Origin of the sequence: Leptolyngbya sp. KIOST-1 (assembly GCF_000763385.1) — a bacterium.
Classification (GTDB): domain Bacteria; phylum Cyanobacteriota; class Cyanobacteriia; order Phormidesmidales; family Phormidesmidaceae; genus Nodosilinea.
In genome coordinates this window covers 1440449-1462881 of sequence record NZ_JQFA01000002.1, presented here as the reverse complement: position 1 = coordinate 1462881, position 22433 = coordinate 1440449, and the positions used below count along the sequence as shown (strand labels likewise).

General features: G+C 59.3%; 23 protein-coding genes, 1 pseudogene and 1 riboswitch. Of the genes and pseudogenes, 15 read left to right on the top strand and 9 right to left on the bottom strand.

Annotated features, from left to right (window positions below):
- Window positions 1-47 precede the first annotated feature (47 nt).
- Together NF78_RS06475 and NF78_RS28055 are read left to right on the top strand one after the other, a co-directional pair.
- Window positions 48-995, top strand: coding sequence for a DUF2382 domain-containing protein (locus tag NF78_RS06475; protein ID WP_035985400.1), 948 nt, complete (start codon window positions 48-50; stop codon window positions 993-995).
- A gap of 161 nt (window positions 996-1156) precedes the next feature.
- A complete protein-coding gene (locus NF78_RS28055) occupies window positions 1157-2008 on the top strand; it encodes a DUF2382 domain-containing protein (protein WP_197064777.1) in 852 nt (283 codons plus the stop codon).
- A 21-nt stretch (window positions 2009-2029) separates the two neighbouring features.
- On the opposite strand, the gene pth is transcribed toward NF78_RS28055, so the two are convergent.
- The 3 genes from pth to psbH form a co-directional block, all read right to left on the bottom strand.
- Window positions 2030-2656, bottom strand: a complete 627-nt coding sequence (gene pth, locus NF78_RS06465) for an aminoacyl-tRNA hydrolase (RefSeq protein ID WP_035985399.1) — start codon at window positions 2654-2656, stop codon at window positions 2030-2032.
- A gap of 23 nt (window positions 2657-2679) precedes the next feature.
- Window positions 2680-3081 carry a TatA/E family twin arginine-targeting protein translocase gene (locus NF78_RS32895; RefSeq protein ID WP_081972528.1) on the bottom strand — a complete coding sequence of 134 codons (402 nt, stop codon included), beginning with the start codon at window positions 3079-3081 and terminating at the stop codon, window positions 2680-2682.
- 184 nt (window positions 3082-3265) lie between these two features.
- The gene (gene psbH, locus NF78_RS06455) at window positions 3266-3469 is read right to left on the bottom strand and encodes a photosystem II reaction center phosphoprotein PsbH (RefSeq protein ID WP_035988885.1); all 204 of its coding nucleotides are present in this window, start codon (window positions 3467-3469) and stop codon (window positions 3266-3268) included.
- Window positions 3470-3543: 74 nt separating this feature from the next.
- Between psbH and psbN the strand changes: the two genes are divergently transcribed.
- From psbN to NF78_RS06430, 5 genes are all read left to right on the top strand, one after another.
- A complete protein-coding gene (gene psbN, locus NF78_RS06450) occupies window positions 3544-3675 on the top strand; it encodes a photosystem II reaction center protein PsbN (protein ID WP_035988882.1) in 132 nt (43 codons plus the stop codon).
- 454 nt (window positions 3676-4129) lie between these two features.
- Window positions 4130-4408 carry a 30S ribosomal protein S16 gene (rpsP, locus tag NF78_RS06445; protein ID WP_035985398.1) on the top strand — a complete coding sequence of 93 codons (279 nt, stop codon included), beginning with the start codon at window positions 4130-4132 and terminating at the stop codon, window positions 4406-4408.
- Window positions 4409-4441: 33 nt separating this feature from the next.
- Window positions 4442-4786 carry a KH domain-containing protein gene (locus NF78_RS06440; protein WP_035985397.1) on the top strand — a complete coding sequence of 115 codons (345 nt, stop codon included), beginning with the start codon at window positions 4442-4444 and terminating at the stop codon, window positions 4784-4786.
- A gap of 42 nt (window positions 4787-4828) precedes the next feature.
- Window positions 4829-5806, top strand: a complete 978-nt coding sequence (locus NF78_RS06435; protein ID WP_035985396.1) for a PhoH family protein — start codon at window positions 4829-4831, stop codon at window positions 5804-5806.
- A 129-nt stretch (window positions 5807-5935) separates the two neighbouring features.
- Complete coding sequence (locus tag NF78_RS06430; protein ID WP_035985395.1) at window positions 5936-8647, top strand: MGH1-like glycoside hydrolase domain-containing protein; 2712 nt, start codon at window positions 5936-5938, stop codon at window positions 8645-8647.
- Window positions 8648-8891: 244 nt separating this feature from the next.
- On the opposite strand, the gene NF78_RS06425 is transcribed toward NF78_RS06430, so the two are convergent.
- On the bottom strand, window positions 8892-9758 hold the full coding sequence (locus tag NF78_RS06425) for a 6-carboxytetrahydropterin synthase (protein WP_035985394.1): 867 nt from the start codon (window positions 9756-9758) through the stop codon (window positions 8892-8894).
- 266 nt (window positions 9759-10024) lie between these two features.
- Window positions 10025-10105, top strand: a riboswitch (Glutamine riboswitch).
- A 45-nt stretch (window positions 10106-10150) separates the two neighbouring features.
- Between NF78_RS06425 and NF78_RS06415 the strand changes: the two genes are divergently transcribed.
- On the top strand, window positions 10151-10567 hold the full coding sequence (locus tag NF78_RS06415; RefSeq protein ID WP_072015992.1) for a DUF4278 domain-containing protein: 417 nt from the start codon (window positions 10151-10153) through the stop codon (window positions 10565-10567).
- A 254-nt stretch (window positions 10568-10821) separates the two neighbouring features.
- Here NF78_RS06415 and ybaK read toward each other — a convergent pair whose 3' ends face one another.
- The gene (gene ybaK, locus NF78_RS06410; RefSeq protein ID WP_035985390.1) at window positions 10822-11310 is read right to left on the bottom strand and encodes a Cys-tRNA(Pro) deacylase; all 489 of its coding nucleotides are present in this window, start codon (window positions 11308-11310) and stop codon (window positions 10822-10824) included.
- A 113-nt stretch (window positions 11311-11423) separates the two neighbouring features.
- Window positions 11424-13595 carry a glutamine synthetase III gene (locus tag NF78_RS06405; RefSeq protein WP_035985389.1) on the bottom strand — a complete coding sequence of 724 codons (2172 nt, stop codon included), beginning with the start codon at window positions 13593-13595 and terminating at the stop codon, window positions 11424-11426.
- A gap of 795 nt (window positions 13596-14390) precedes the next feature.
- On the opposite strand from NF78_RS06405, the gene asnS reads away from it, so the two are divergent.
- The 4 genes from asnS to NF78_RS28050 are packed head-to-tail and all read left to right on the top strand — an operon-like array spanning window position 14391 to window position 17438.
- Window positions 14391-15776 carry an asparagine--tRNA ligase gene (gene asnS, locus NF78_RS06400; RefSeq protein ID WP_035985388.1) on the top strand — a complete coding sequence of 462 codons (1386 nt, stop codon included), beginning with the start codon at window positions 14391-14393 and terminating at the stop codon, window positions 15774-15776.
- A 9-nt stretch (window positions 15777-15785) separates the two neighbouring features.
- Window positions 15786-16064, top strand: a complete 279-nt coding sequence (locus tag NF78_RS06395; protein WP_035985387.1) for a hypothetical protein — start codon at window positions 15786-15788, stop codon at window positions 16062-16064.
- On the top strand, window positions 16061-16246 hold the full coding sequence (locus NF78_RS33420) for a putative toxin-antitoxin system toxin component, PIN family (RefSeq protein ID WP_072015991.1): 186 nt from the start codon (window positions 16061-16063) through the stop codon (window positions 16244-16246). Before NF78_RS06395 ends, NF78_RS33420 begins: the two co-directional genes overlap by 4 nt.
- A gap of 52 nt (window positions 16247-16298) precedes the next feature.
- Window positions 16299-17438: an iron uptake porin gene (locus tag NF78_RS28050; protein WP_081972527.1), complete on the top strand. Its 1140-nt coding sequence runs from the start codon at window positions 16299-16301 to the stop codon at window positions 17436-17438.
- On the opposite strand, the gene NF78_RS32890 is transcribed toward NF78_RS28050, so the two are convergent.
- Window positions 17427-17567 carry a hypothetical protein gene (locus NF78_RS32890; RefSeq protein ID WP_156119961.1) on the bottom strand — a complete coding sequence of 47 codons (141 nt, stop codon included), beginning with the start codon at window positions 17565-17567 and terminating at the stop codon, window positions 17427-17429. The genes NF78_RS28050 and NF78_RS32890 overlap by 12 nt on opposite strands.
- Before the next feature lie 86 nt (window positions 17568-17653).
- Here NF78_RS32890 and NF78_RS33415 point away from each other — a divergent pair.
- A pseudogene (locus NF78_RS33415) lies at window positions 17654-17935 on the top strand (putative toxin-antitoxin system toxin component, PIN family); the annotation flags it as partial.
- 143 nt (window positions 17936-18078) lie between these two features.
- Here NF78_RS33415 and NF78_RS06385 read toward each other — a convergent pair.
- Window positions 18079-19383: a recombinase family protein gene (locus NF78_RS06385; RefSeq protein WP_035985385.1), complete on the bottom strand. Its 1305-nt coding sequence runs from the start codon at window positions 19381-19383 to the stop codon at window positions 18079-18081.
- A gap of 383 nt (window positions 19384-19766) precedes the next feature.
- On the opposite strand from NF78_RS06385, the gene rnz reads away from it, so the two are divergent.
- Complete coding sequence (rnz, locus tag NF78_RS06380; protein WP_035985383.1) at window positions 19767-20729, top strand: ribonuclease Z; 963 nt, start codon at window positions 19767-19769, stop codon at window positions 20727-20729.
- A gap of 6 nt (window positions 20730-20735) precedes the next feature.
- On the opposite strand, the gene NF78_RS06375 is transcribed toward rnz, so the two are convergent.
- Complete coding sequence (locus NF78_RS06375; RefSeq protein WP_035985382.1) at window positions 20736-21194, bottom strand: hypothetical protein; 459 nt, start codon at window positions 21192-21194, stop codon at window positions 20736-20738.
- Between the two features lie 446 nt (window positions 21195-21640).
- Between NF78_RS06375 and NF78_RS06370 the strand changes: the two genes are divergently transcribed.
- The gene (locus NF78_RS06370; RefSeq protein ID WP_035985380.1) at window positions 21641-22396 is read left to right on the top strand and encodes a HEAT repeat domain-containing protein; all 756 of its coding nucleotides are present in this window, start codon (window positions 21641-21643) and stop codon (window positions 22394-22396) included.
- Window positions 22397-22433 lie beyond the last annotated feature (37 nt).

The following is a 22433-nucleotide window of genomic DNA, read 5'->3' as shown; positions in this document are numbered from 1 at the left end:
GGCTGGCCCCTTTATTCTGTAAAGAGACGAATTAAAGGAGGCTTTTTATGCCTTTGCATCGACTTAAAGACTATTATCCTGACTATCGCGACACCTTAGCCGATGGCCAGCTGGGTGATATCGATTCCTACTCTATCTACACCCAGGGCGATGATCGAGTCGGTACCGTTAAAGATTTACTGGTGGACGATTCGGGTCGCTTCCGCTACGTAGTGGTAGACACAGGCCCCTGGATCTTTGGTAAGAACGTTTTGCTTCCCATTGGTCTGGCCAACTTCGACTACGGTAAAACCCGCATTTACGTCAACGGCCTGTCGAAAACTCAGATCGAAAATCTGCCTGAGTACAACGACAGCACTGTGGTCGACGACCGCTACGAAGATCAGGTACGCAGCCAGTACCGGCCGATCGCCCAGGGACGTTCCAACCGTCAGTTTTTGGGCAATAACTACGCCACCCCTAATGACGCCAACCGCATGGGCGCTTTAGACGCCGACAACCAGTCCATGCGTCCCCTGGAAAGCAACGCTGCGGGTCAACGTACAGCCCGGACCAAGGCCAACCTTTATGATTACGATCGCGAACCTGGCTATTACGGCCTGAGCGATCAGGACAACCAAGGCCCCCTGCGTCTGTACGAAGAGCGCTTGATCACTCGCCGCAACCACAATAAAGTGGGCGAAGTGCGAGTTGGTAAGCAGGTCAGAACCGAAACCGCTGAAGTGTCTGAGCCGGTCAGCAAAGAGCGTGTTGTCATCGAACGGCACGATGTGAAAGGTCAGCCCGCCGCTGCAACCGATCACGCCTTTGAAAACCAGGAAGTAGCCCGCATGGACGTCTACGAGGATGAGGTCAGCGTCGATAAGCAGGCCTTTGTCCGCGAAGAAGTCAACGTCCGCAAGGAAACGGATCAAGAAACCGTTCGACTGCGCGACCAGGTACGCCGCGAAGAACTCAACATCGACACCGACGGTAACCCCAAAGTGAAGCGGTAAGAGTGAATCGATCGGGCTATCGCTGACTAGGGGCAGTAGACCTGCCCCTGGTGGATACCCTAAGTTCTGTGGGGCATTGCGTTAGCTTTGCCCCCAGCTTTGCAGTTCTGCCTATGGAGCTGTCAATTGAATTTTCTGCTTTGTATTCGTTGCACAAACCCATGCCTGAACATCAGTTGATCAATGGTTCTGTATTCGATCGCTCCGGCTATCTGATTGGCCATGTGACTAGGGTTGATCCCCTGCCCCAGGGCAATTTTTCTCTGGCCGTTTGTCCAACGGATAGGGGTCGGGCTGGGTCTGAAATGTCAATCACCAATAGCCAGATCAAAAGTATTGATGCCGAGCGCAAGATTGTCACCGTAGAGCTTGACTACCCCGGCCATTCCCAGCAGCGCCCCTTAGACACAAACCCTTCAGATACCAATAAAACCGTCCACCTGGTTGAAGAACGCCTAGTGGTCAATCGCCGACGAGTGAAAGTTGGTGAGGTGAGCGTGCGCCGAGTGGTTGAAACCGAAGTGGTAGAGGTGCCGATCCGGCGAGAAAAGCTGGTGGTTGAAACCGTCGGCAGTGGCACACCCCCCGTCGAAGTTAAGCTAGGCGAACCCCGCGTCCTGGGCAATGCCTTTGCCTCCGACCGTAGCCTCGACAACAGCATAGACTCCAGGGCCGATGCCCTCACGGCGAGCGGTAATCTGACCACCATCCGCGATGCGATCAGTTTTTTAGAGTCGGCGACGACCCTGGACAATCACTGCGAAAAAATCAGAGTCTATATTTCTTTGAATCAGGAAACCGGCCTCAAGGCCACCGTGCACCAGTTTGAATCGTCTGAGATGGCCATTCAGGTGCTACTGGGGTTAGAAACGACTCTGTTGAGGCAGTGCAGCAGCGTACGGCTGGAGCTGTTCCTGCGGGACGATTCGATGCTGACACCTTACCGCGACCAGCTGGCTCGGTACGGGCAACCTGCTCCTGCCGAAGCCCGGCCACTGTCCGTTGAGCGGTAGTTCAGCCCTATCAACCGTCGCTCAAGAACCGTCGCTTAAGTCGAGGGGATTGTAGAGGCTCATGGCCTTCTCAACGCCGTCGGTAAGCGCTTTCTCCAGGGCACGGAGGCTGGTATCCACCACGGCATCCATAGTGGCGCGCTCAACTTTGGAAAAGTTGCCCAGCACGTGGGACACCACGCCTTTGTCACTTTCGCCAGCCCGGGTGGCGGCCCCAATCCCGACCCGCAGACGAGGAAAGTCCTGGGTGCCCAGATGGGCGATCGCGGACTTCATGCCATTGTGCCCACCGGCAGACCCCGACAGCCGCAGCCGCAGCCGCCCCACCGGCAGGTCCATATCATCGTAGACCACCAGCACCTGCGCTGGAGACAGCTTGAGCCAGTCCATCGCCGCCCGAATCGACTGCCCGGAGCGATTCATGTAGGTAAGGGGCTTGAGCAGGTACACCTTCTCCCGACTGGGGCCAAACCCCGTGCCGTACTCAGCCTGAAACCGACGCTCCTGCTTGAGGGACACGGCCCAGAGCTTGGATAGGCGATCGACGACCTCAAAGCCAATGTTGTGGCGAGTGCCGGCGTACTTGTCGCCTGGGTTGCCCAGCCCCACAATCAGGCAGGGCAACGGAGAAGATGGTGCTTCAGCCATAGCTCAGTGATGTCCAGATCGCCCTAGGCTGGAGAGTCGTTTTCGGATGCCTCGGCAGCCGTCTCGGCACCGCTGGCGTCACCAACCTCGACGGGGGCCGGGGGAGAGGCTTCGGATCCAGGAATGTCTGCCGTGGAGGTTTCCATAGCAGCGGCAGGCTGGACCTCAGCGGCGGGTTCTGGCGGGGTTAGCACCTTTTGTGAGTCGGGTTCCAGCGTGGCTTTCATAGGCGCGGCGACGGCCTTCTCGATCTGCTGGGCTTCTTTCTTGAACTCCTCCTCAAACTCCCGCGAGGCATCCTGGAAGCCCTTGATGGCTTTGCCCAGGCTGCGACCAATTTCGGGCAGCTTTTTGGGTCCAAACACCAGCAGGGCCAGCACCAGAATCAGCGCCATCTCTGGCAAACCCACACCAAAAACGTTCATAGGCCAACCCCCACGGGCAATGTGTGTGAACTACGGCTGTGCAAGATCATGCTGTGCATCAAACGGCAAAAGAGGCCGGGTAGTCAAGGGTCTACACCAGCCTCAGACAGATAAAGTCGGACGATGAAATCCAAATTTGGCAGGAGGTTAGAGCCCGACCACTACAGCCAGGCCCGCTAAATCCCTAGAGACCTACACTGCGCCAGTCAACATCGAAGCTTTCCAGCACGATGGAAGAATTGTAAAGCTGCAAGATGATCAGCAAAAACACGAAGAACAGACCGATGAAAACCGCCATCAGAGGGGTGGTGCCCCAGCCGGGAGCCACCTTGCCGTACTCAGAGTTGAGGGGCTTCAACACGTCTCCTAACCAAGTCCGCTGTGCCATGAATCCTTCCACAATCAACACTTTATAGTTCGTAATATTATAGGATGGAGTGGTTTCTTATTCTCATAAATCCCATGGAACCTGCAACAGTTCTTATTATTTCTGTGGCAACGGTGCTAATTGCCGTCACTGGTTACTCAGTTTACATGTCCTTTGGGCCGCCCTCCAAGCAGCTGGCCGATCCCTTTGACGACCACGAAGACTAGGGGCTGTCATCAATTAGCTGCCAAACACCCAAAAATTAAGGGTTGCAGCCCCCAGTCTGTCTTTGGGGTCGGGCGTGGCAAAGCTTGATATACCAAGCGTTTAGCCACAACTGATGACACGCCCTCGGGTGAGCGCTGAGGCGCAGCTTGCCAATGTCCGGTTCCGGCGATTGGGACTGATGGGCTAGCCCATGCCACCAAGTCCTGACCTGGTTGTTGGGGCGGGCGTGGCCGGGTTCTGAACCATGGGGTTTCAGCTGGGATTGATGACACGCGCTCAGGCTATGCCCCCGGTTGCCGCCCCCGGCCAGCCAAAAACGGCGAAGAGTGGCCCGAGCGATTGATTCTGTAGGTTTCTAGTGCTAGGATTAGAAACCTGTGGATTTCATTTGGCTGTTTCGCTATCATCCATTTGGGAAACCTTTCACCCCTACGATTGTTGCTCTAAATTCCTATGATTAAGCTCCGACTCAAGCGTTTCGGCAAGAAGCGGGAAGTTAGCTACCGCATCGTCGCCATCAACAGCGATGCTCGCCGCGACGGGCGGCCCCTGGAAGAGGTTGGCTTCTACAACCCCCGCACCGATGAAACCCGGCTGGATGTTCCTGCCATCACCCGGCGTTTGGAGCAGGGAGCTCAGCCCACCAAAACCGTGCGGCACCTTCTGGAAAAAGCCAACCTGCTTGAGCGGCCCAAGACCCCAGCCCAGGTCGCAGCTAAGCCTGAAGCCTAGGTCACCCGTTGTCTTTAAGCCCCCACCCCCACCATGGATAGGCCCGACTTCCCAGGACTGGTTCGGTTTTTGGTAGAGCCTTTTCTAGACTCGCCTGATTCCCTGCGGATAGACTGTGAAGAGAACGCCGCCCAGGCCAAAGTGTGGATTCGCATCGCTTTCAGTGGCGATGAGCGAGGTAAGGTCTTTGGCCGTGGTGGACGCAATATCCAGGCTATTCGCACTATTGTGCGGGCTACGGCTTCGTTGTCCGGGTGGTCGGCCTACGTCGATGTCTACGGGGCCTCGGAGCAGGACAATGGCTCCGATCGCCGGTCTCGCAGCCCTTCACCGCGATCGCACAGCAAGCCCAGGCCCCAGCTGCGTCCCAAAACCTAGGCTGGGCTGCCCCGGCCTGAACTGTTCTGGCACCTGGTTTAGATGTCCTCACCCCTACAAATTGAATTGTCCAGCCCGGAGGGTGCTCTGGCCCTGGCTGGTTATCGGGACGAAAACCTCAAACTCCTGGCCAATCAGACTGGAGCCTCTCTAGTCCTGCGCGGCCAGGAGTTGTTCGTTTCGGGCACAGAAAACGGAATCGCCCTGGCCCAGCGGCTGGTGCGAGCCCTCGAACCCCTGTGGAGTCAGGGGCAGTCGGTGACCAGTGCCGACATCATGACCGCCCGTCAGGCGCTCGACACCGATCGCGTCGACGAACTCCAGGCTATTCACCAGGACGTTGTGGCCCGTACTCGTCGGGGCGAGGTAATCCGGGCCAAAACTTTTCGCCAAAAGCGCTACGTCAAGGCGCTGCGGAAAAGCGACATGGTGTTTTGCGTGGGGCCAGCGGGTACCGGCAAAACCTTTCTGGCTACCCTGGTAGGGGTACAGGCCCTGCTCAACAACGAGTTTGAGCGGCTGATTCTCACCCGTCCCGCGGTGGAAGCGGGGGAACGACTGGGCTTTTTGCCCGGCGATTTGCAGCAGAAGGTCAACCCCTACCTGCGCCCCCTCTACGACGCCCTCCACGAACTGGTGGACCCCGAAAAAATCGCCAACCTGATGGAGCGGGGCATTATTGAAGTGGCTCCGCTGGCCTACATGCGGGGCCGTACTCTCAACAACGCCTTTGTGATCATGGACGAGGCCCAGAACACCACCCCGGGGCAGATGAAGATGGTGCTGACCCGGCTGGGCTTTAAGTCGCGCATGGTGGTGACGGGCGACATCACCCAGACGGATTTGCCCAGCGACCAGACGTCGGGCCTGGCGATCGCCCAGACTATTTTGAGCGGGGTGGATGGCATTGCCTTTTGCCAGCTCAACCAGGCCGACGTGGTGCGACATCCGCTGGTGCAGCGAATTGTGGCGGCCTACGAAACCTATGAAGCCAAGCCCAGGCGCGGCACCAGGCCCTAGCGGTTTAACCCTCCCTGGGCAGATATATCCCGCCAGCGGCTTCGGTAGGATATGTCCGTCAGAGGAACCGAGTATAGACGATTAGCTCACGCTACCCCCTCTGGCTGTAGAACTATCAGAGGTAACAGGATGACGGCGGAAGCGCAACGTATGGCAGCCGATCGCGATCGCACATCCTACTGGCGGCGCTGGGGCCCCTACCTGAGTGAGCGCCAGTGGGGCACCGTGCGCGAGGACTACAGCCCCGATGGATCCGCCTGGGATTACTTTCCCCATGACCACGCCCGCTCCCGGGCCTACCGCTGGGGCGAAGATGGCCTCGGCGGCATCTCCGACAACCACCAGCGGCTGTGCTTTGCGATCGCCCTGTGGAACGGCAAAGATCCAATCCTGAAAGAGCGCGTCTTTGGCCTCAGCGGCCCCGAGGGCAACCACGGCGAAGACCCCAAGGACTACTACTTTTACCTGGACAACACCCCCTCCCACGCCCACATGCGGTACCTCTACAAGTACCCCCAGCGGGCGTTTCCCTACGACCAGGTGCGGCAGGAGAACCAAAACCGGGACTACTACGCCCCCGAGTTTGAGCTGCTGGAAACCGGCATTTTTGATCAGAACGAATACTTTGACGTGTTCGTGGACTACGCCAAGGCTACCGATGAGGATATTTTGGTCCAAATTCGGGTAGTGAACCGGGCCGACCACGGGGCGGAGTTGCACCTGCTGCCCACCCTGTGGTTTCGCAACACCTGGAGCTGGTTTGAGGACGTTCCCAAGCCCCACCTGAAGCGCATTGACAATGTCGGCGGGGCTGCCGCCGTGGAGGCCTCCCACCCGGAACTGGGGCAGCGCTGGCTCTACTGCCAGGGGGCCGAAACCCTGCTATTCACCGAAAACGAGACCAACAAACAGCGGCTGTTTGTGGTCGAAAACCCCAGCCCCTACGTCAAAGACGGCATCAACGACTACATCGTCCAGGGTCGCCAGGACGCCGTGAACCCGGCCCAGGCGGGCACGAAGGTGTCGCCCCACTACCACTGCCGCCTGGGGGCGGGGGAGCAGTGGGTGGTGCGGCTACGGCTGAGCGACCAGGGACCCCAGGCCTGCCCGGAGCCCTTCGGCCAGAATTTTGATGGCATCCTGCACCAGCGCTACGTGGAGGCCAACGAATTCTACGACCAGCTGCTGCCGGGGCGCTGCTCGGAGGATGCCCGCAATGTGCAGCGCCAGGCCTTTGCCGGGCTGCTGTGGACCAAGCAGTTTTACCACTATGTGATCGAGGACTGGCTGAAGGGCGACCCCACCCAGCCCGCGCCCCATCGGCCCAACCCGCGCAACGAGGAGTGGCCCCACCTCTACAACGACGACATTATCTCCATGCCCGACAAGTGGGAGTTTCCCTGGTACGCGGTGTGGGATTCGGCCTTCCACGTGGTGCCCCTGGCGCTGATCGACCCTGACTTTGCCAAGCGCCAGATGGATGTGTTTACCCGGGAGTGGTACCTGCACCCCAACGGCCAGATGCCCGCCTACGAGTGGCACTTCAGCGATGTCAACCCGCCGGTGCACGCCTGGGGCACCTGGCAGGTGTACCAGATCGAAAAGGCGGTGCACGGCCAGGGCGATCGCCTGTTTCTGGAGCGGGTGTTCCAAAAGCTGCTGCTGAACTTTACCTGGTGGGTGAACCGCCGCGACAACAACGGCAACAACATTTTCCAGGGCGGCTTTTTGGGCCTCGACAACATCGGCATTTTTGATCGCAGTTCTGAATTACCCACGGGGGGCTACCTGGAGCAGTCCGACGGCACCAGCTGGATGGCCATGTACTGCCTCAATATGCTGGAGATGGCCCTGGAGCTAGCTGAGACCAACCCCGCCTACGAGGACATTGCCAGCAAGTTCTTCGAGCACTTCCTCCACATTGCCGATGCCATGAACCACATGGGCGATGGCGATGTGCATCTGTGGGACGAGCAGGACCAGTTTTTCTACGACGTGCTGCATACCCCCGACGACCAGCGCCACCCCATGCGGGTGCGCTCCATGGTGGGGCTGATCCCGCTGTACGCTACGGCGGTGCTCAAGGCCGAAACCTTTGAGCGCTTCCCCGACTTCACCCGCCGGTTCCAGTGGTTTGTCAAAAACCGCCCGGCGCTCCAGGAGAATATCGGCTCCCTCACCGCCAAGGGCAAGGAGGGGGCAACCCTGCTGGCCATCGTTAGCCCCGATCGCCTGCGGGCCATCCTCCAGCGCATGCTGGACGAGGGGGAATTTTTAAGCGACTACGGGGTGCGATCGCTCTCCCGCGCCCACGCTGATCACCCCTACACCTTTGACGTCAACGGCGAAACCCACAAAGTGGGCTACGAGGCCGCCGAATCTGCCAGCAATATGTTTGGCGGCAACAGCAACTGGCGCGGCCCGGTGTGGTTCCCGGTCAATTACCTGCTGATCGACTCGCTGCGGATTTTCCACGACTTTTTGGGCGACGGCTTCACCGTGGAGTTTCCCTCTGGGTCTGGCCAGCGGTGCGACCTCAACACCGTGGCCGATGAGCTGTCCCAACGGCTGATCACCATCTTCCTGCGCAACGAGGCGGGCAACCGGGCCGTCCACGGCGGCTACCGCACGTTCCAGGCGGATCCCCACTGGCGCGACCTGATTTTGTTCTACGAATACTTCAACGGCGACAACGGCGCGGGGGTGGGGGCCAACCACCAGACCGGCTGGACGGGCCTGGTGGCGGCGCTGATTTACCAGTGCACCCAGATGGCCGAGGCCAAGCGCAGCCAGGGTCAGTGTTCTGTGGTGTCGCCGGAGCGCGATCTGGTGTCGAGGTAGGATATTGGGCGTTGCTGAATCAAGGCATGAACCCTTAGCGGCAAAAGTCCTTTCACCGCCCCCTAAATCCCCCAATGCTGGGGGATTTTGAGACTGTTCGGTTCCCCCTAGCCTTGGGGGGATTAGGGGGGCAAATTATCCCGGCAAGCAGCAACGCCGGATAGTTTAGGCCTGGGAATGAGCCATCTGGGCTGAGATTCGGAGGGTGGGCATTGTCCACCCTCCGGCTGTGTTGGGAGGAGGGCTAAACCGTGGCGAACTGGGGGGTTGCCACGGTTCCTGCTGCTTGCTGGGGCACGGCGGCGTAGACTTCGGCAGAGTTGTTGGGGCTTTCGATCAGCTTCACCTTGTGCAGGCGGGCCCCGAGGGCTGCGATCGGGCCCTGCAGCAGGTCGCGAATGTGGACGGCGATGTTTTCGGCGGTGGGCACCACCTCGGCAAAGTAGGGAATGTCTTTATTGAGGAAGGTGTGGTCGAAGGGCTCGACCACGTGCTCGTCAATGGCGGCCTGGAGGGCAGCCAGATCCACCAGCATGCCGGTGCGCGGGTCGATCTGGCCCTGGACGGTGACTTCGAGGTGGTAGTTGTGGCCGTGGCCGTGGGGGCGGGCGCATTTGCCGTAGATTTCGCAGTTTTCTTCGTAGCTGAGCCGGGGCGAGGCCAGCCGGTGGGCGGCGCTGAAGTGGGTGCTGACGGTGAGAAAAGCTTCCATGGCGTTACCTGAGTAGTCGGACCAGAGTTCGGGATGCTCGAAAAGCTGAATGTTGACGATGGGCAGGTGGGGGGCGAGGCGGTCCCAGATCACCTTGGCCAGGTATTCGGTGGTGGGTAGGGTTTGCTCAAATTCGGGCCAGACATCGTTGAGGTAGGCGAAGTCGAGCTGGCTGGTGACTTCTTGTTTGATCACGTGCTTGACGTCGGACAGGTTGAGCACCATGCCGTACTCATCCAGGTCGCCCTCCATGGAGACGTAGAGGACGTAGTTGTGTCCGTGACCCGGGGCATTGGTGCAGGGGCCAAACCGCTGAACGTTTTCTGCTGGGCTGAGTTCATTCAGCCAGTAGCGGTGGCTGGCCGAAAACTGCGCCCGGCGATTGATGATGCATTTCATAGAAGGGGTGACCCCGCAAGCGGCTAACGGTTGTTAAGCGGTTGTTACATATTCAGCATAGTGTAATTTGCTGACCTTTGGCGGGGGCTAAATGTAAAGCCCGAGAGCTGACTACGTAAAGAATTGCAGCCCTGCGATCGCCCTTGCCTGCGCTTCAAACCCCCGCCCAGCCAGCTCTTTCCAGGGATAGATATTGATTGCCAATCGATTGCCATGACTTGTTGACATCGAAAGCATTTAGTAAAATTGAATACAGAAAGTACGTTGACGTTCATCTGAGGCCAGTTGGAAAGTTTTCCACCCGCCCTAGACGGAAGTAAGGAGATGGTCTCCTGAAGGAACGCGCCCTGCTTATGCAGTTTGTTAAATCCTTTGTCAACAGGAGGCGTGACATGAAACTTTGCTATCGCGGCGTAGATTACGATTACAACCCGCCTTCGCTGGAAGTGCGTGAGAGTGAGCTCACCGGCCACTACCGGGGGCGTCCCCTGAGATTTTCCTACGTCAGGCATTTGCCTGTAACTCAGCCCATCGGCAACTACACCTACCGCGGGGTGAGCTACAGCACCAACTGCCACGGCCAAATCCAGCCCCCTGTCGCTGTACCTCAACGGCAGCCTGTGTTTCAGGCCGGGCACGGAACAGCCAGCAGAGGGTTACAGGCCCGGCGGCACCTGCTGCGGGAAGCCGCAGAAGCCCATCGCGTCAATATTCAGCGATCGATTCAGCATCGCATCGAGGTGGCGCGGATCCAGGGGAATGACCAGCTTTTGCGGCAGCTTGAGGACGAGCTGCATCAGACGGCCTAAGAGCCAGCGCTCAGGCCATAGCCATCGCTTTGTGCTGTAGCTGGAGCAGTAAGGGGCATCCCTGAGGGGGTGCCCTTTTTTTGTGGATGGGTTGGCGGGTAGGCGGGTGGGCGGATTGATGGGTGGATGGGTGGGCGGGTGAATGTATTGGCAGTTCGTCATCCCTTGCCACTTGGTCTAAAAGCTGGCTCTTGGAGCGGCGATGTACCACTTCGCTAATAGCCCTACACCATTGGAAGCTGGGTAAGAGGCTGTTAGGGACTATATCGGGCAATCGCTCCTACCTGCCCCTCGGTGGCCGTCAGATAGTCCTGGGGGGTGAGCCACAGCATTAGCCCGCGTTTGCCAGCGGAGACAGCGACGGTGTCGAAGGTGAGGATCGACTCATCCATGTAGACGGGGTAGGCTTTTTTGGTGCCCAGGGCGGTGACGCCGCCGCGAATGTAGCCGGTGAGGGGCTGTACTTCTTTGAGGGGAACGGTTTCGGTTTTGCGATCGCCTGCCAATGCCGCCAGGGCTTTGAGATCCAGCTGGGCATTGCCGGGGATAACGGCGAGGCAGACCCCGGTGCGATCGCCCCTGGCCACCAGGGTCTTAAACACCTGCTCCGGCGGCAGGCCCAGTTTCTCGGCGGTACTCTCCGCCGCCAGGTCATCAGGATCCACCTCGTACTCCAGCAGCTCGTAGGGCAGCTTGAGGCGATCCAGCAGGCGGGCGGCGTTGGTCTTAACGGGTTTGCTCACGGAATAACGGCAAAAAGGGTTCACGGTGCAGGGTACCAGGTACAAGGGTATGCCTGATACCCGATACCCGATACCCAAACCCTTAAACCCCTTCCAAAGCTTGCCTTACCGCCCTACTTGATAAACAGCATCTCCTGGTAGGTGGGCAGGGGCCAGAGGTCGTCAGCCACTTCGCCCTCCAGGGCGTCAGCGTACTCGCGCACCTGATCCATCAGGGGACGCAGGGTCTGGGCACAGAACTGCATGTGCTCCTCCACCGACATGAAGTGCTTGGTCATCATGTCTTCCAAGTTACTCACCGAGGCCATCATTGACTTGGTGAGGTCGGCAATCTTGACCACGCTCTCGTTGCTAAACTCAATCCCCATGCCGCTGAGGCTGGTCATGGTTTGGGTCAGCTCGCCCATGTAGCGCATAGCGGCGGGGTAGATGATGGTCTTGGCCATGCTGACGACCAGCTTGGCCTCCACCTCGATGTGCTGGATGTACTGCTCGGAGTAGGCCTCAAAGCGGCTGCCCAATTCCACCGGGCTGAGCACCTTTTCTTTAACGAACAGGTCCTCGATGTACTGCTCCCGCAGCACGGGCAGGGCGTCGGCGGTGGTGCGCAGGTTGGCCAACCCGCGCTCGTTGACGGCCATCTCGTGCCACTCGGTGGAGTAGCCGTTGCCGTTAAACACCACCTTGCCGTGGTCGCGGATGATGTCCCGCAGCACGTCGTGGATGGCCACGTTCAGCTCGAGGCCTGCCCCCAGCTTGGCCTCGAGCTGGTCGGCCACCCAGTCGAGGGAGTCGGCCAGGATGGTGTTCATGGCCACCAGCGGCCCGGCCACCGACTGGCCCGAGCCCACCGCGCGGAACTCAAAGCGGTTGCCGGTGAAGGCGAAGGGGGAGGTGCGGTTGCGATCGCCCGCGTCCTTGGTAAATTTCGGTAGAGTATCGACCCCCAAATCCATCTCGCCCTTGGCCAGACAGCCCTTCACCTCGCCGCTGGCGATCTGGTCAAATACATCCTGGAGCTGGCTGCCTAAGTAGATCGAAATGATCGCCGGGGGAGCTTCGTTGGCCCCCAGGCGGTGGTCATTGCTGGCGCTGGCAATCACCGCCCGCAGCAGCGGCCCGTACTTGTGGACGCCGCGAATCACCGCGCCGCAGAACACCAGGAACTGGGCGTTTTCGTGGGGGGTGTCGCCGGGGTCGAGCAGGTTGCCCTGGGTGCTGTTGCTCACCGACCAGTTGACGTGCTTGCCGGAGCCGTTGATGCCCGCAAAGGGCTTTTCGTGCAGCAGGCAGAGAAAGCCGTGCTTTTTGGCGGTGTTGCGCAGCACGGTCATGATCAGCTGCTGGTGGTCGCTGGCCACGTTGGCGGCCTCAAAGAAGGGGGCAATTTCAAACTGGCCAGGGGCCACTTCGTTGTGGCGGGTTTTGGCCGGAATGCCCAGGCGATAGAGCTTTTCCTCCACATCCTGCATGAACACCTGCACCCGCTCGGGGATGGCCCCAAAGTAGTGGTCATCAAACTGCTGACCCTTGGCCGGGAATTTGCCAAACAGGGTGCGGCCCGCCAGCAGCAGGTCGGGGCGCACGGTGGCAAAGCTGGCATCGACCAGGAAGTATTCCTGCTCAGCGCCGCAGCTGGAGTTGACCGGAGCCACCTCGGTGTGGCCCAGCAGCTTGAGCACGCGGGTAGCAGCCTTGCTCATGGCGGCGTTGGAGCGCAGCAGCGGGGTTTTTTTGTCCAGGGCTTCACCAGTCCAGGAGACAAACACGGTAGGAATGCAGAGGGTGACGCCGTTTTCGGTCTCCATCACAAAGGCGGGGCTGGTCACATCCCAGGCGGTATAGCCCCGGGCCTCAAAAGTGGAGCGAATGCCGCCGTTGGGGAAGCTGGAACCATCGGGCTCCCCCTGCACCAGCACCTTGCCGGAGAATTCTGAAATCACCGATCCATCGCTCTGCACCGAGATAAAGCCGTCGTGCTTTTCGGCGGTGGCGTTGGTCAGTGGGTAGAACATGTGGGAGTAGTAGAGCGCCCCCTTAGAAATCGCCCAGTCTTTCATCGCTACCGCTACCACGTCGGCTACCGACATATCGAGGGGTGCGCCAGTGGTAATCGTTTTTTGCAGCGACTTGAACACCGACTTGGGCAGGCACTCCTGCATTTTACTGAGGCTAAAGACATCCTTCGCCCACAGATCTTCTAGCCGCCCTGGGGTGCTGACGGGTACCTTGGGGCGACAAGCAATACTGGCAATAGCTTGGGCGCGCAACTCATTTCCACTCATAGGGGTCTCCTAACGATTGACTTGTAATATGGTCGTGGGATGTAGCATTTGGCCAATCCGAGCAGGCCCATCTCCTGCACAGACTGCTATAAAAAGCAAATGGTCAGCCCGCTGAAATTGTCGCAACGAGGCGAATCTGTCACCCCTTGGGTGACGTCTAACGCTTTCGTGCCAGGGCGATCGCCTTTGCCATTTGCACTAGGAAAGCCTGAGAGGTCTATCCATTAGACATCTTTGAAAAACCGCACTGCAGCACCAGAAACTGGCAACCCCTTGACGGGAAATTTCTGACTACAGTGCGTATCGTCCTAGCGGTCTAAAAAACCTCCCAGACAAACATCAAAACCTCATCATTGGCTGGAGTAGACGTCCCCCTAGCCGAGATCAAATTCTTTGAGGACTCGCTGGCGGGACTGCCTTAACCAAATTCTGACGGGCAAAGCCTCAGCCTCTACACTCAGCAATTAAATAGACAAAAAGGCAAAAACTTACGCTATTTAAAAGCTGCACCGTCGCCGATTCAGTAGCAAAGACACACCACAACACCCCTGGGTTCAGGCAACGACCAAGTTCAGAACCCAAGCAAAATTTGCACTCTGGATATTAAAGGTAAAGATAAGTGACTTTTGTAGCCGTCAATACCTTTGTTAATTAATTCAGCGCACTGAAGGCTCCGTAACAGAGGCGGGTTCTACCTCGCTGTCGCGGTTTTGCTGGGGTTGAGCCCCCTTTCGGAACCGCTGTGGGTCAGAATAGATCACAGTTCATGTACACCACTACAGATCCAGCACGACTATGCCGCGCATTCGAGACATTCTGCACAGCAGCGAACCGGGCCAGACCACCACTATCCAGGGCTGGGTGCGCACCAAGCGTGAGGCCAAGGGCATCACCTTTGTGGAAGTGAACGATGGCTCGTCGATGGCGGGGCTACAGGTGGTGCTGAATGCCGACCTGGCGGGTTACGACACCGTGGTCAAAGACCTCACCACCGGCTCCTCGGTGGAGATCGGTGGCCAGTTGGTAGAATCCCCCGGCAAGGGGCAGCGGGTGGAATTGCAGGGGCAGAGCATTACCGTTTTTGGCACCGCCGATGGCGAAACCTATCCGCTGCAAAAAAAGCGCCACTCCTTTGAGTATTTGCGGACGCTGGGGCACCTCAGGTCGCGCACCAACACCCTGGGGGCCGTGTTTCGCGTGCGCAACGCCTGCGCCCAGGCGATTCACCAGTTCTTTCGCGATCGCAACTTTCTCTGGATCCACACCCCCATCATCACCGCCAGCGACTGCGAGGGGGCCGGGGAAATGTTTGCCGTCACTGGGCTCGATTTGCTCAATCCGCCCAAAACCAAAGACGGCGCCGTGGACTACAGCCAGGATTTCTTTGGCAAACGCGCCTACCTCACCGTCAGCGGCCAGCTGGAAGCCGAGATCATGGCCATGGCCTTCAGCAACGTGTACACCTTTGGCCCCACCTTCCGGGCCGAAAACTCCAACACCTCCCGCCACCTGGCCGAGTTCTGGATGGTAGAGCCGGAGATGGCCTTCTGCGACCTGACCGGAAATATGGATCTGGCTGAAGACTTCCTCAAGTACATCTTTAGCTCAGTGCTAAACGAGTGCCCCGAGGACATGGAGTTTTTCAACCAGCGCATCGACGATTCGGTGCTGGCCACCGCCGACAACATTATCAACAACACCTTCGAGCGCATCACCTACACTGAGGCGGTGAAGCTGCTGGAGAAGGCCGATCGCACCTTTGAGTTCCCGGTCGAGTGGGGCATCGACCTCCAGTCAGAGCACGAGCGCTACCTGGCGGAGGAACTGTTCAAAAAGCCCACCATCGTCACCGACTACCCCACCGGCATCAAAGCCTTCTATATGCGCCTCAACGACGGCGGCGAAACCGTGGCGGCCATGGACGTGCTGGCCCCTAAGGTAGGCGAGATCATCGGCGGCTCCCAGCGGGAGGAGCGCCTGGACGTGCTGGAGCGTCGTATCCAGGAGGCGGGGCTACCCATCGAAGACTACTGGTGGTACCTGGACCTGCGCCGCTACGGCACCGTGCCCCACGCCGGCTTTGGCCTCGGCTTCGAGCGGCTGGTGCAGTTTATGACCGGCATGGGCAACATCCGCGATGTCATCCCCTTCCCCCGCACCCCCGACAGCATCGAGTTTTAGGAGAGTCCCATGCGTGATGTGACTATTGTTATTGTGACGGATGACAGGCGGCTGGAAATCCCGCCTGAGGTACAGGCACAGCTGCACCCAGGCGACGAATACATGATCTGGGCCACAGACGACGCCATCACGTTCAAGAAAATTCAGAAGCCGCTCCGGTTTGATGAACTGCAAGAAAGGATTGATGCCCTAGAGCCAGACCCTGATGCCATGAGCCTAGAAGAAATTAGCGCTCTGGTAAAAGAGGTGCGACGGCAGATGAAATCAGAGACATCCGCTGCCGAATGAGGGTGATCATTGACACCAATGTTTGGGTATCAGGCTTGCTCTGGAAAGGTGCACCTAACCAAATTCTACAAAAAGTTCGTCAGGGGATGCTTCAAGCTTTGGTCACGCCATCCCTTCTGAATGAAGTTGCCAGAACACTGGGAGCATGTCACCTTTGTAACCCAATGGCTCCATTGAGATAAGCACAACGATGGGCCAGCACCTGGGGAACATTGTCCTCATTCCACTGGGCCCCTGAGCGCTACCCTGATTGCCCAATCGGGCATTGACCCCGAAGATTTGGCTGCCATCCGCCGCCTACAGCAAGAGTTCCAAGCCGAATTGGCCACCCTGCGCGGTCGTGTCGATGCTCTGGAAGCCGAAACCGCGACCCTGCGGGCTCAGCAGTTCTCGACTACCACCAAACTGCGCGGTGAGGCGGTATTCAACTTAATCACGCCCTTTGACACCCTGGCTCCCGAAACCAGCACCAGTGTTGCCTCTCGGGCTCGTCTGAACTTTGACACGAGTTTTTCCGGTCGCGATCGCCTGCGCATTCGTCTACAGGCCGGGGATGGTAACGCTATCACGGGTGGCCCCGGCAACCCTCTGGGCGGTCTAGCTACCGCTGCTGGCGGTGGCTTTAACGTCGATGTCACCACCTTCGCCTACAGCTTTCCCCTCGGCAACCGCATCAATGCTACTGTTTCTGCGCGAGGCAACGCTGGCAGGGACTGGGTAAACCCCGCTACCCGCCCCTTCGATGGCCCTTCCGTGGCCAACGCGGGTCGCGTTCAGTTCTATGACACCTTTGGCAGCACGTCTAACGGTGCTGGCGTTGGCCTGAACATCGCCTTCACCGACAACCTGATTCTGGACTTGGGCTACACCGCTTCGAATCCTGGCGGTGCTACCAACCCTGCCGTTGGTATTGCCGCTGCCCGAAACCAGAGCTACATCGCTCAGCTTAATCTGGTCAACGCTGGAATTCTCAATTTAGCGGCGGCCTATCTGCACAGTGATGGTGCGGCCGCTGGCTTTGCGGTTCCCACCGCCACCGATACCTTTGCAGGGCTGGTGAACCTCAACTTTGGCGGGTTCTTTATCGCTGGCCACGGGGCGTTTACCTCGTTCACCGGGGGAGACGACTTTAGCTGGACGGCGGGTCTCGGGATCAACAACTTCCTGGTGGAAGGCGCAAGATTTGGCGTGTACGGTGGTCAACTACCCACTGCCAGTCGTCCGCAATGTGCTGATTCCAGAGTCGCTGCCCGCCCTGGTGCTGGGCCTCACCCTGATGGTGATCAGCCTGATTGGCAACTCAGCCATGGCGGGGGTAGTCGGCGGCGGCGGGCTGGGCGATCTGGCCATTCGCTACGGCTTTCAGCGCTTTGATACGCGGGTGATGCTGTTCACCGTGGTGATTTCTAGAGTCTGCATGTCAGCCGGATCGCTCTCCTCGTAGAGCAATTGAGCGATTGCTGCGAGATGAGTTTTGAGTTGGGTGGCTTTCTCAGGGGTCATCAGTTAGGCCTTTAGGTCAACACTTGCATCCTCACCTGTTTCAGCCGACCTTGCAAACCTGACATGCTCCCAGAACACTTGCCTATCCAAAGCTACAGAGCAAGCTACAGGAGTTACAGGAGACCCCCGACAGCCTCCAAATAACAGTGCAGGAATTAGCTCAACCCTGTGTTCCAGTGCGATTGGTTGAGCCTAGCATTAGGGATTTAGAAGACTTGATGGTGCTAGAAGCTGCGGTTGGAGGAGATGCCGCAGGAATCGTAACTGGCGATCGCGATTTGCTGGCTTTAGGCGAATTCTCAGGTATTCCTATCCTATCGCCTCACGATTTCCTTCACACTTATTTTTCTCAGGAAGACGAGATTTAACAACCTAAGCAAACGACTAAACATTTAATACTGAATCCGCTTTGGCTACCTCCGGTTGGACTGGGCAAACACCGTTTTCCCCTACGCAGGTCACTTGTTTGAAATTGGGGTTATGCGACTCGGATTTGGTGTAAATCATCCTATCAAAATACTAGGACTAGCTCTACTCGCCAATCGTCGCGATCGCGCACGATCTGGATGTCGCGGAGAAATTCGCGGAAGAAGAAGCGCCGCTCCGCCTCCGACAGGTCGAGCCAGAACTGAGGAATCGACACCGACTGGGAAAGTTCTTGCAGGTTGACCGGGGGCAGCTGGGCCAGCTGCTGGTGCAGGGTAGCGATTTCGCCGCGCAGCTTGTAGCGGCGCAGGGCGGCGGTCTCGGCATCCAAAACGCCCGAGTCTTCCAGAGCCGGGAGCTGGGCCAGCACCGCTTCTTTGGCGGCGATTGCGGCCTGCAACCGGGTACCGGGGGCGGGCGCTCCGGGTGGAATGTTGGCCGTGAATTGGGCCACGGCCTGGGGCAGCACCCGGCAGATCTCCGCCACGATGCGGTGCAGTGCCTCGTCGTAGGGGATGGCTTTGCAGCGGGGGGTTTGGGGGCAGCCGCTGGGCCTCAGGTAGAGGTAGGTTTTGGCCTGGCCCCTGGGGGTGCTTTTGGGAGCGGTTTTAGAGATGGTCAAGGGCTGTCCGCAGTTCTGGCAGGTGACGAGGCCCGCCAGCGATCGCGCCGCTCCCGCCGTCCTTGGTGGCAGCGGTCGGTTGCGTCGCAGCAGGCGATCGATCTGGGCCGCCTCCTCGCGGCTGACGATGGCGGCGTGGGTGTCCCGCAGCACGGTGCCATCCTGGTATTGCAGATCGCCCCGGTAGGTCGGGTGGGTGAGCCAGCGCCGCCCGGTCGAGGCCGAAATGCGTTTGCCAAAGCGAGTTTCAACGAACCGCACCGCCCCTCGCAGGGAGCCGTAGAGCAAAAACTCGTTGACAAAGGCGGTGACCACTGGCGCGGTGGCGCGATCGATCAGGTACTTGCCCTGGCCCCGGCGGTAGCCGTAGGGAGGTTTGCCGGGGGGCGGCAGGGCTTGTAAGCGACTGCGGGCATGGCCCTCGCGCAGGCGGCGGCGGCGCTGTTCACTGGCCAGGTTCGCCCCCTGCACTAGGCTGGCTACATCCACTGCGCCCCCCGCCAGGGAGATTACCTCAGCTCCGGTGGACTCCAGGGCCTCAATCCAGGCGCTGACCTCCTCGGGATCGTTACCCAGGGTGGCGAGGTCCTGCACTAAAACCAGATCGGCGGGGGTGGTGTGCAGGTCGGCCAGCAGGCGATCGCGCCCTGGCCGATACCCCGGTGTGGGCACCGCCCCATCGCTATACACCTGCTCGGCCAGCTCATTTAAGCGGCCTGGGTCTGGGGCATCCCCAGCCGTCTGATAGCAGTAGGCAACGACCCGCACGGCCTAAACCGCTTGCTGAAGGGCATTGTGCAGGGCCAGGGCAGCGACCAGCCCTAACCCAGCGGTCAGTAGCGCTAGCCAATGGGGTGTCTGTGCCATACTCCTATCCTGCGCTGTTGTTTGAAGCGTTTGCCACTGTCAATCGGGCTGTGTTGATAATACTCCCTGGGTCGAAACTCGACCTGGGCAAAGGCCATTACCCCTGGGGCGTGGCAAGATAGGTGAGTGGAAAAGGTTTCAGGTTTTAGGTTTTAGGTGTCTGGTTTTAGGTGTCTGGTATTCGGTTTCAGGTTTGCCCTGCACCCGACACCCGATACCCAACACTCGATACTCAACACCCGATACCCGCCCCCTTCCCCCAATATCCTCTAGAGGCCGTTCCGTTGCAAATTACATTTTTGGGTACCAGTTCTGGCGTGCCAACCCGCGCCCGCAATGTGTCGAGTGTGGCCCTGCGGCTGCCCCAGCGGGCCGAGGTGTGGCTGTTTGACTGCGGCGAGGGCACCCAGCACCAGTTTTTGCGCAGCGAATTTAAGTCGAGCCAAATTCGCCGCATTTTTATTACCCACATGCACGGCGACCACATCTTTGGGCTGATGGGGCTGCTGGCCAGCTGTGGACTGGCGGGCAACCGGCAGCAGCGCATCGATATCTACGGCCCCAAGCCCCTCAACGACTACCTCCAGGCCAGCCGCCGCTATTCCCAAACCCACTTCACGCTGCCGATCAAAATCCACGCCGTTGAGCCGGGGCTAGTGTTTGAGGACGACGAGTTTCGGGTGTATTGTGACCTGCTGGAGCACCGGGTGCCCGCCTACGGCTACCGGATTGAGGAGCGCGATCGCCCCGGCCACTTTGATGTCAAACGGGCCCAGGCCCTGGGCATTGCCCCCGGCCCCGTCTACGGCGAGCTGAAACAGGGTAAGCGGGTGACCCTGCCCAATGGGCGCACGGTAAACGGGGCCGACCTCTGCGGGCCAGACCTGGTGGGCCGCAAGCTGGTCTACTGTACCGATACTATCTATTGCGATCGCGCCGTAGCCCTCGCCACCAGCGCCGACGTGCTGATTCACGAGGCCACCTTCTCCCACCGGGACGCCGATCTGGCCTACCAGCGGCTGCACTCTACCTCCACCATGGCGGCCCAGGTGGCCCTGGCGGCCCAGGCCAAGCAGCTGATCATGACCCACTTCAGCCCCCGCTATGCCCCCGGCAATGACATTCAGCTGCCGGATCTGCTGGCTGAGGCGCGGGCCATTTTCCCCAACACGGCTATGGCCCACGACTTTATGATCTACGACATTCCCCGTCAGGACGAGAAGGTGCTGGCTTCGTCGTCGGCCTAGGGATTGTCAGCCATTGGGATAGGATTCTGTCGATTCCGACGTCGACCACTCGTTGCCCTCGGTCAAACGCTGCCGCAGGTCGCTCAGGTGCTGCCGGTTGTCCACGGCGGTGCGGGGCATGGGCATGTCGGTATTGGGCCAGCTCATCAGGTCGCTGCAGGGGCAGGGGTAGTTCATCGGTCCTGCGATCGGGATGGCCAGGGGCATGTCGCAGCGGGCGCAGGGGGTGACTTCCCAGGCGGGCGACAGCATCGCCGCGATGCTCTGGGAGGTGCCCTCCAGGTAGCAGTCCTGCCCGCCTGTCACCATGATTCTGTGCCAGCAGTCTTCAAAGGACTTGCTGTAGTCACCGTTTTGGTAGATCGGTTCAGGTAAGCACTGGCCCCGATTTTCGGCCAGCACCACGGGCTTGCCCAACTGAAACCAGTGAGCCAAAAAGTTTCTAATTTGGGCCTGGGATGCCATCGCTGCCACACTCCTGGATAGGTCGTCAATCTGAATTTGGGTCGGCTGGGTTAGAGATCTTGCCGAGCGGTGGTGAACGGCCAAAGCTCCATTCGTCCGCCCTTCCGCAGTTCGCCCCGCCCGGGGATCGGATTTCCTCGCAATGCTCCCATCCTAACGATTGCCCGGATGGGCCGAGGGAATCTACCAATATTCTTCGGAAAGTTTGAGGCCGTTGTTATCCCTCGGGTGGGGGTATTTCGGCCAACAGGAGAGGGATAATACCCCCTGACAGGCACCTTGGGCTGTTGCTTCAGTCCTGCGGCAGGATACTTCAGGGTGACACTCAGGGCCGGAATCAGTCGCCCTCAGGCGCGGTGACGGAGGGCTAATGTATCGCTTAACGAAAGTTTGCAGAGGCCCGCTGCGATCGCAAAAAGTGCGGCACAACCAGATAAAGTAGCCCTATGTATGACGACGATCTCTCCACCCTAACCCCCGACCTGGAGTTTGCCGATCCCCTCGATGCCCTTGGTCCCGTAGACGAGGAACAGGCCCCCCAGTACGACCCCGAAGCCATGCTGCCGCTGCTGACGGCGGCAGATCCGCAGCAGCGGATGCTGGCGGCGCGGGCCTTTTGTGAGGTAGAAGATAGCCGGGCGGTAACTCCGCTGCTGGGGCTGCTTGGCGATCGCTGTCCTCTGGTGCGGGTCAGCGCTGCCTATGCCCTGGGGCGCAACCCCCACCCATCGGCGGTCGAGCCCATAATTGCCCAGCTGGCCTCAGACTGGAATGGCTACGTGCGCAAGGGACTGGTGTGGGCCCTGGGCAACGCCCACGACAGGCGATCGCTGCTGCCTTTAATCGAGGCTCTGCGCACCGATATTTCCGCCGTACGGCTGTGGGCCGCCAGCGCCCTGGCCCAGATGTCCCAGGTCAGCTACGAATCGGTGATTGCCGCTATCCCCCCGCTAATCGAGGGCCTGCGCCGCGACCCGGTGCCAGCGGTGCGCAGCAACTGCGCCTGGGCCGTGGGCCAGCTCTGCCGCGAACTGCCCTCCAATGTGGTCTACCACACCGCGATCGATGCTCTGATCGAAAGCTTTGCCGAAGAAGATGACCTGGGGGTGCGGGAAGACGCCCGCACCGCCCTGCTCAAAGTGGGCGACACCCGCGGCCTGCAAACTATCGAAGAAATTGAGCAGGACGGCTTTTTCTTCTAAATCTCCTGTGGGTGGAATAGGGTTTGTGGTGTACGGG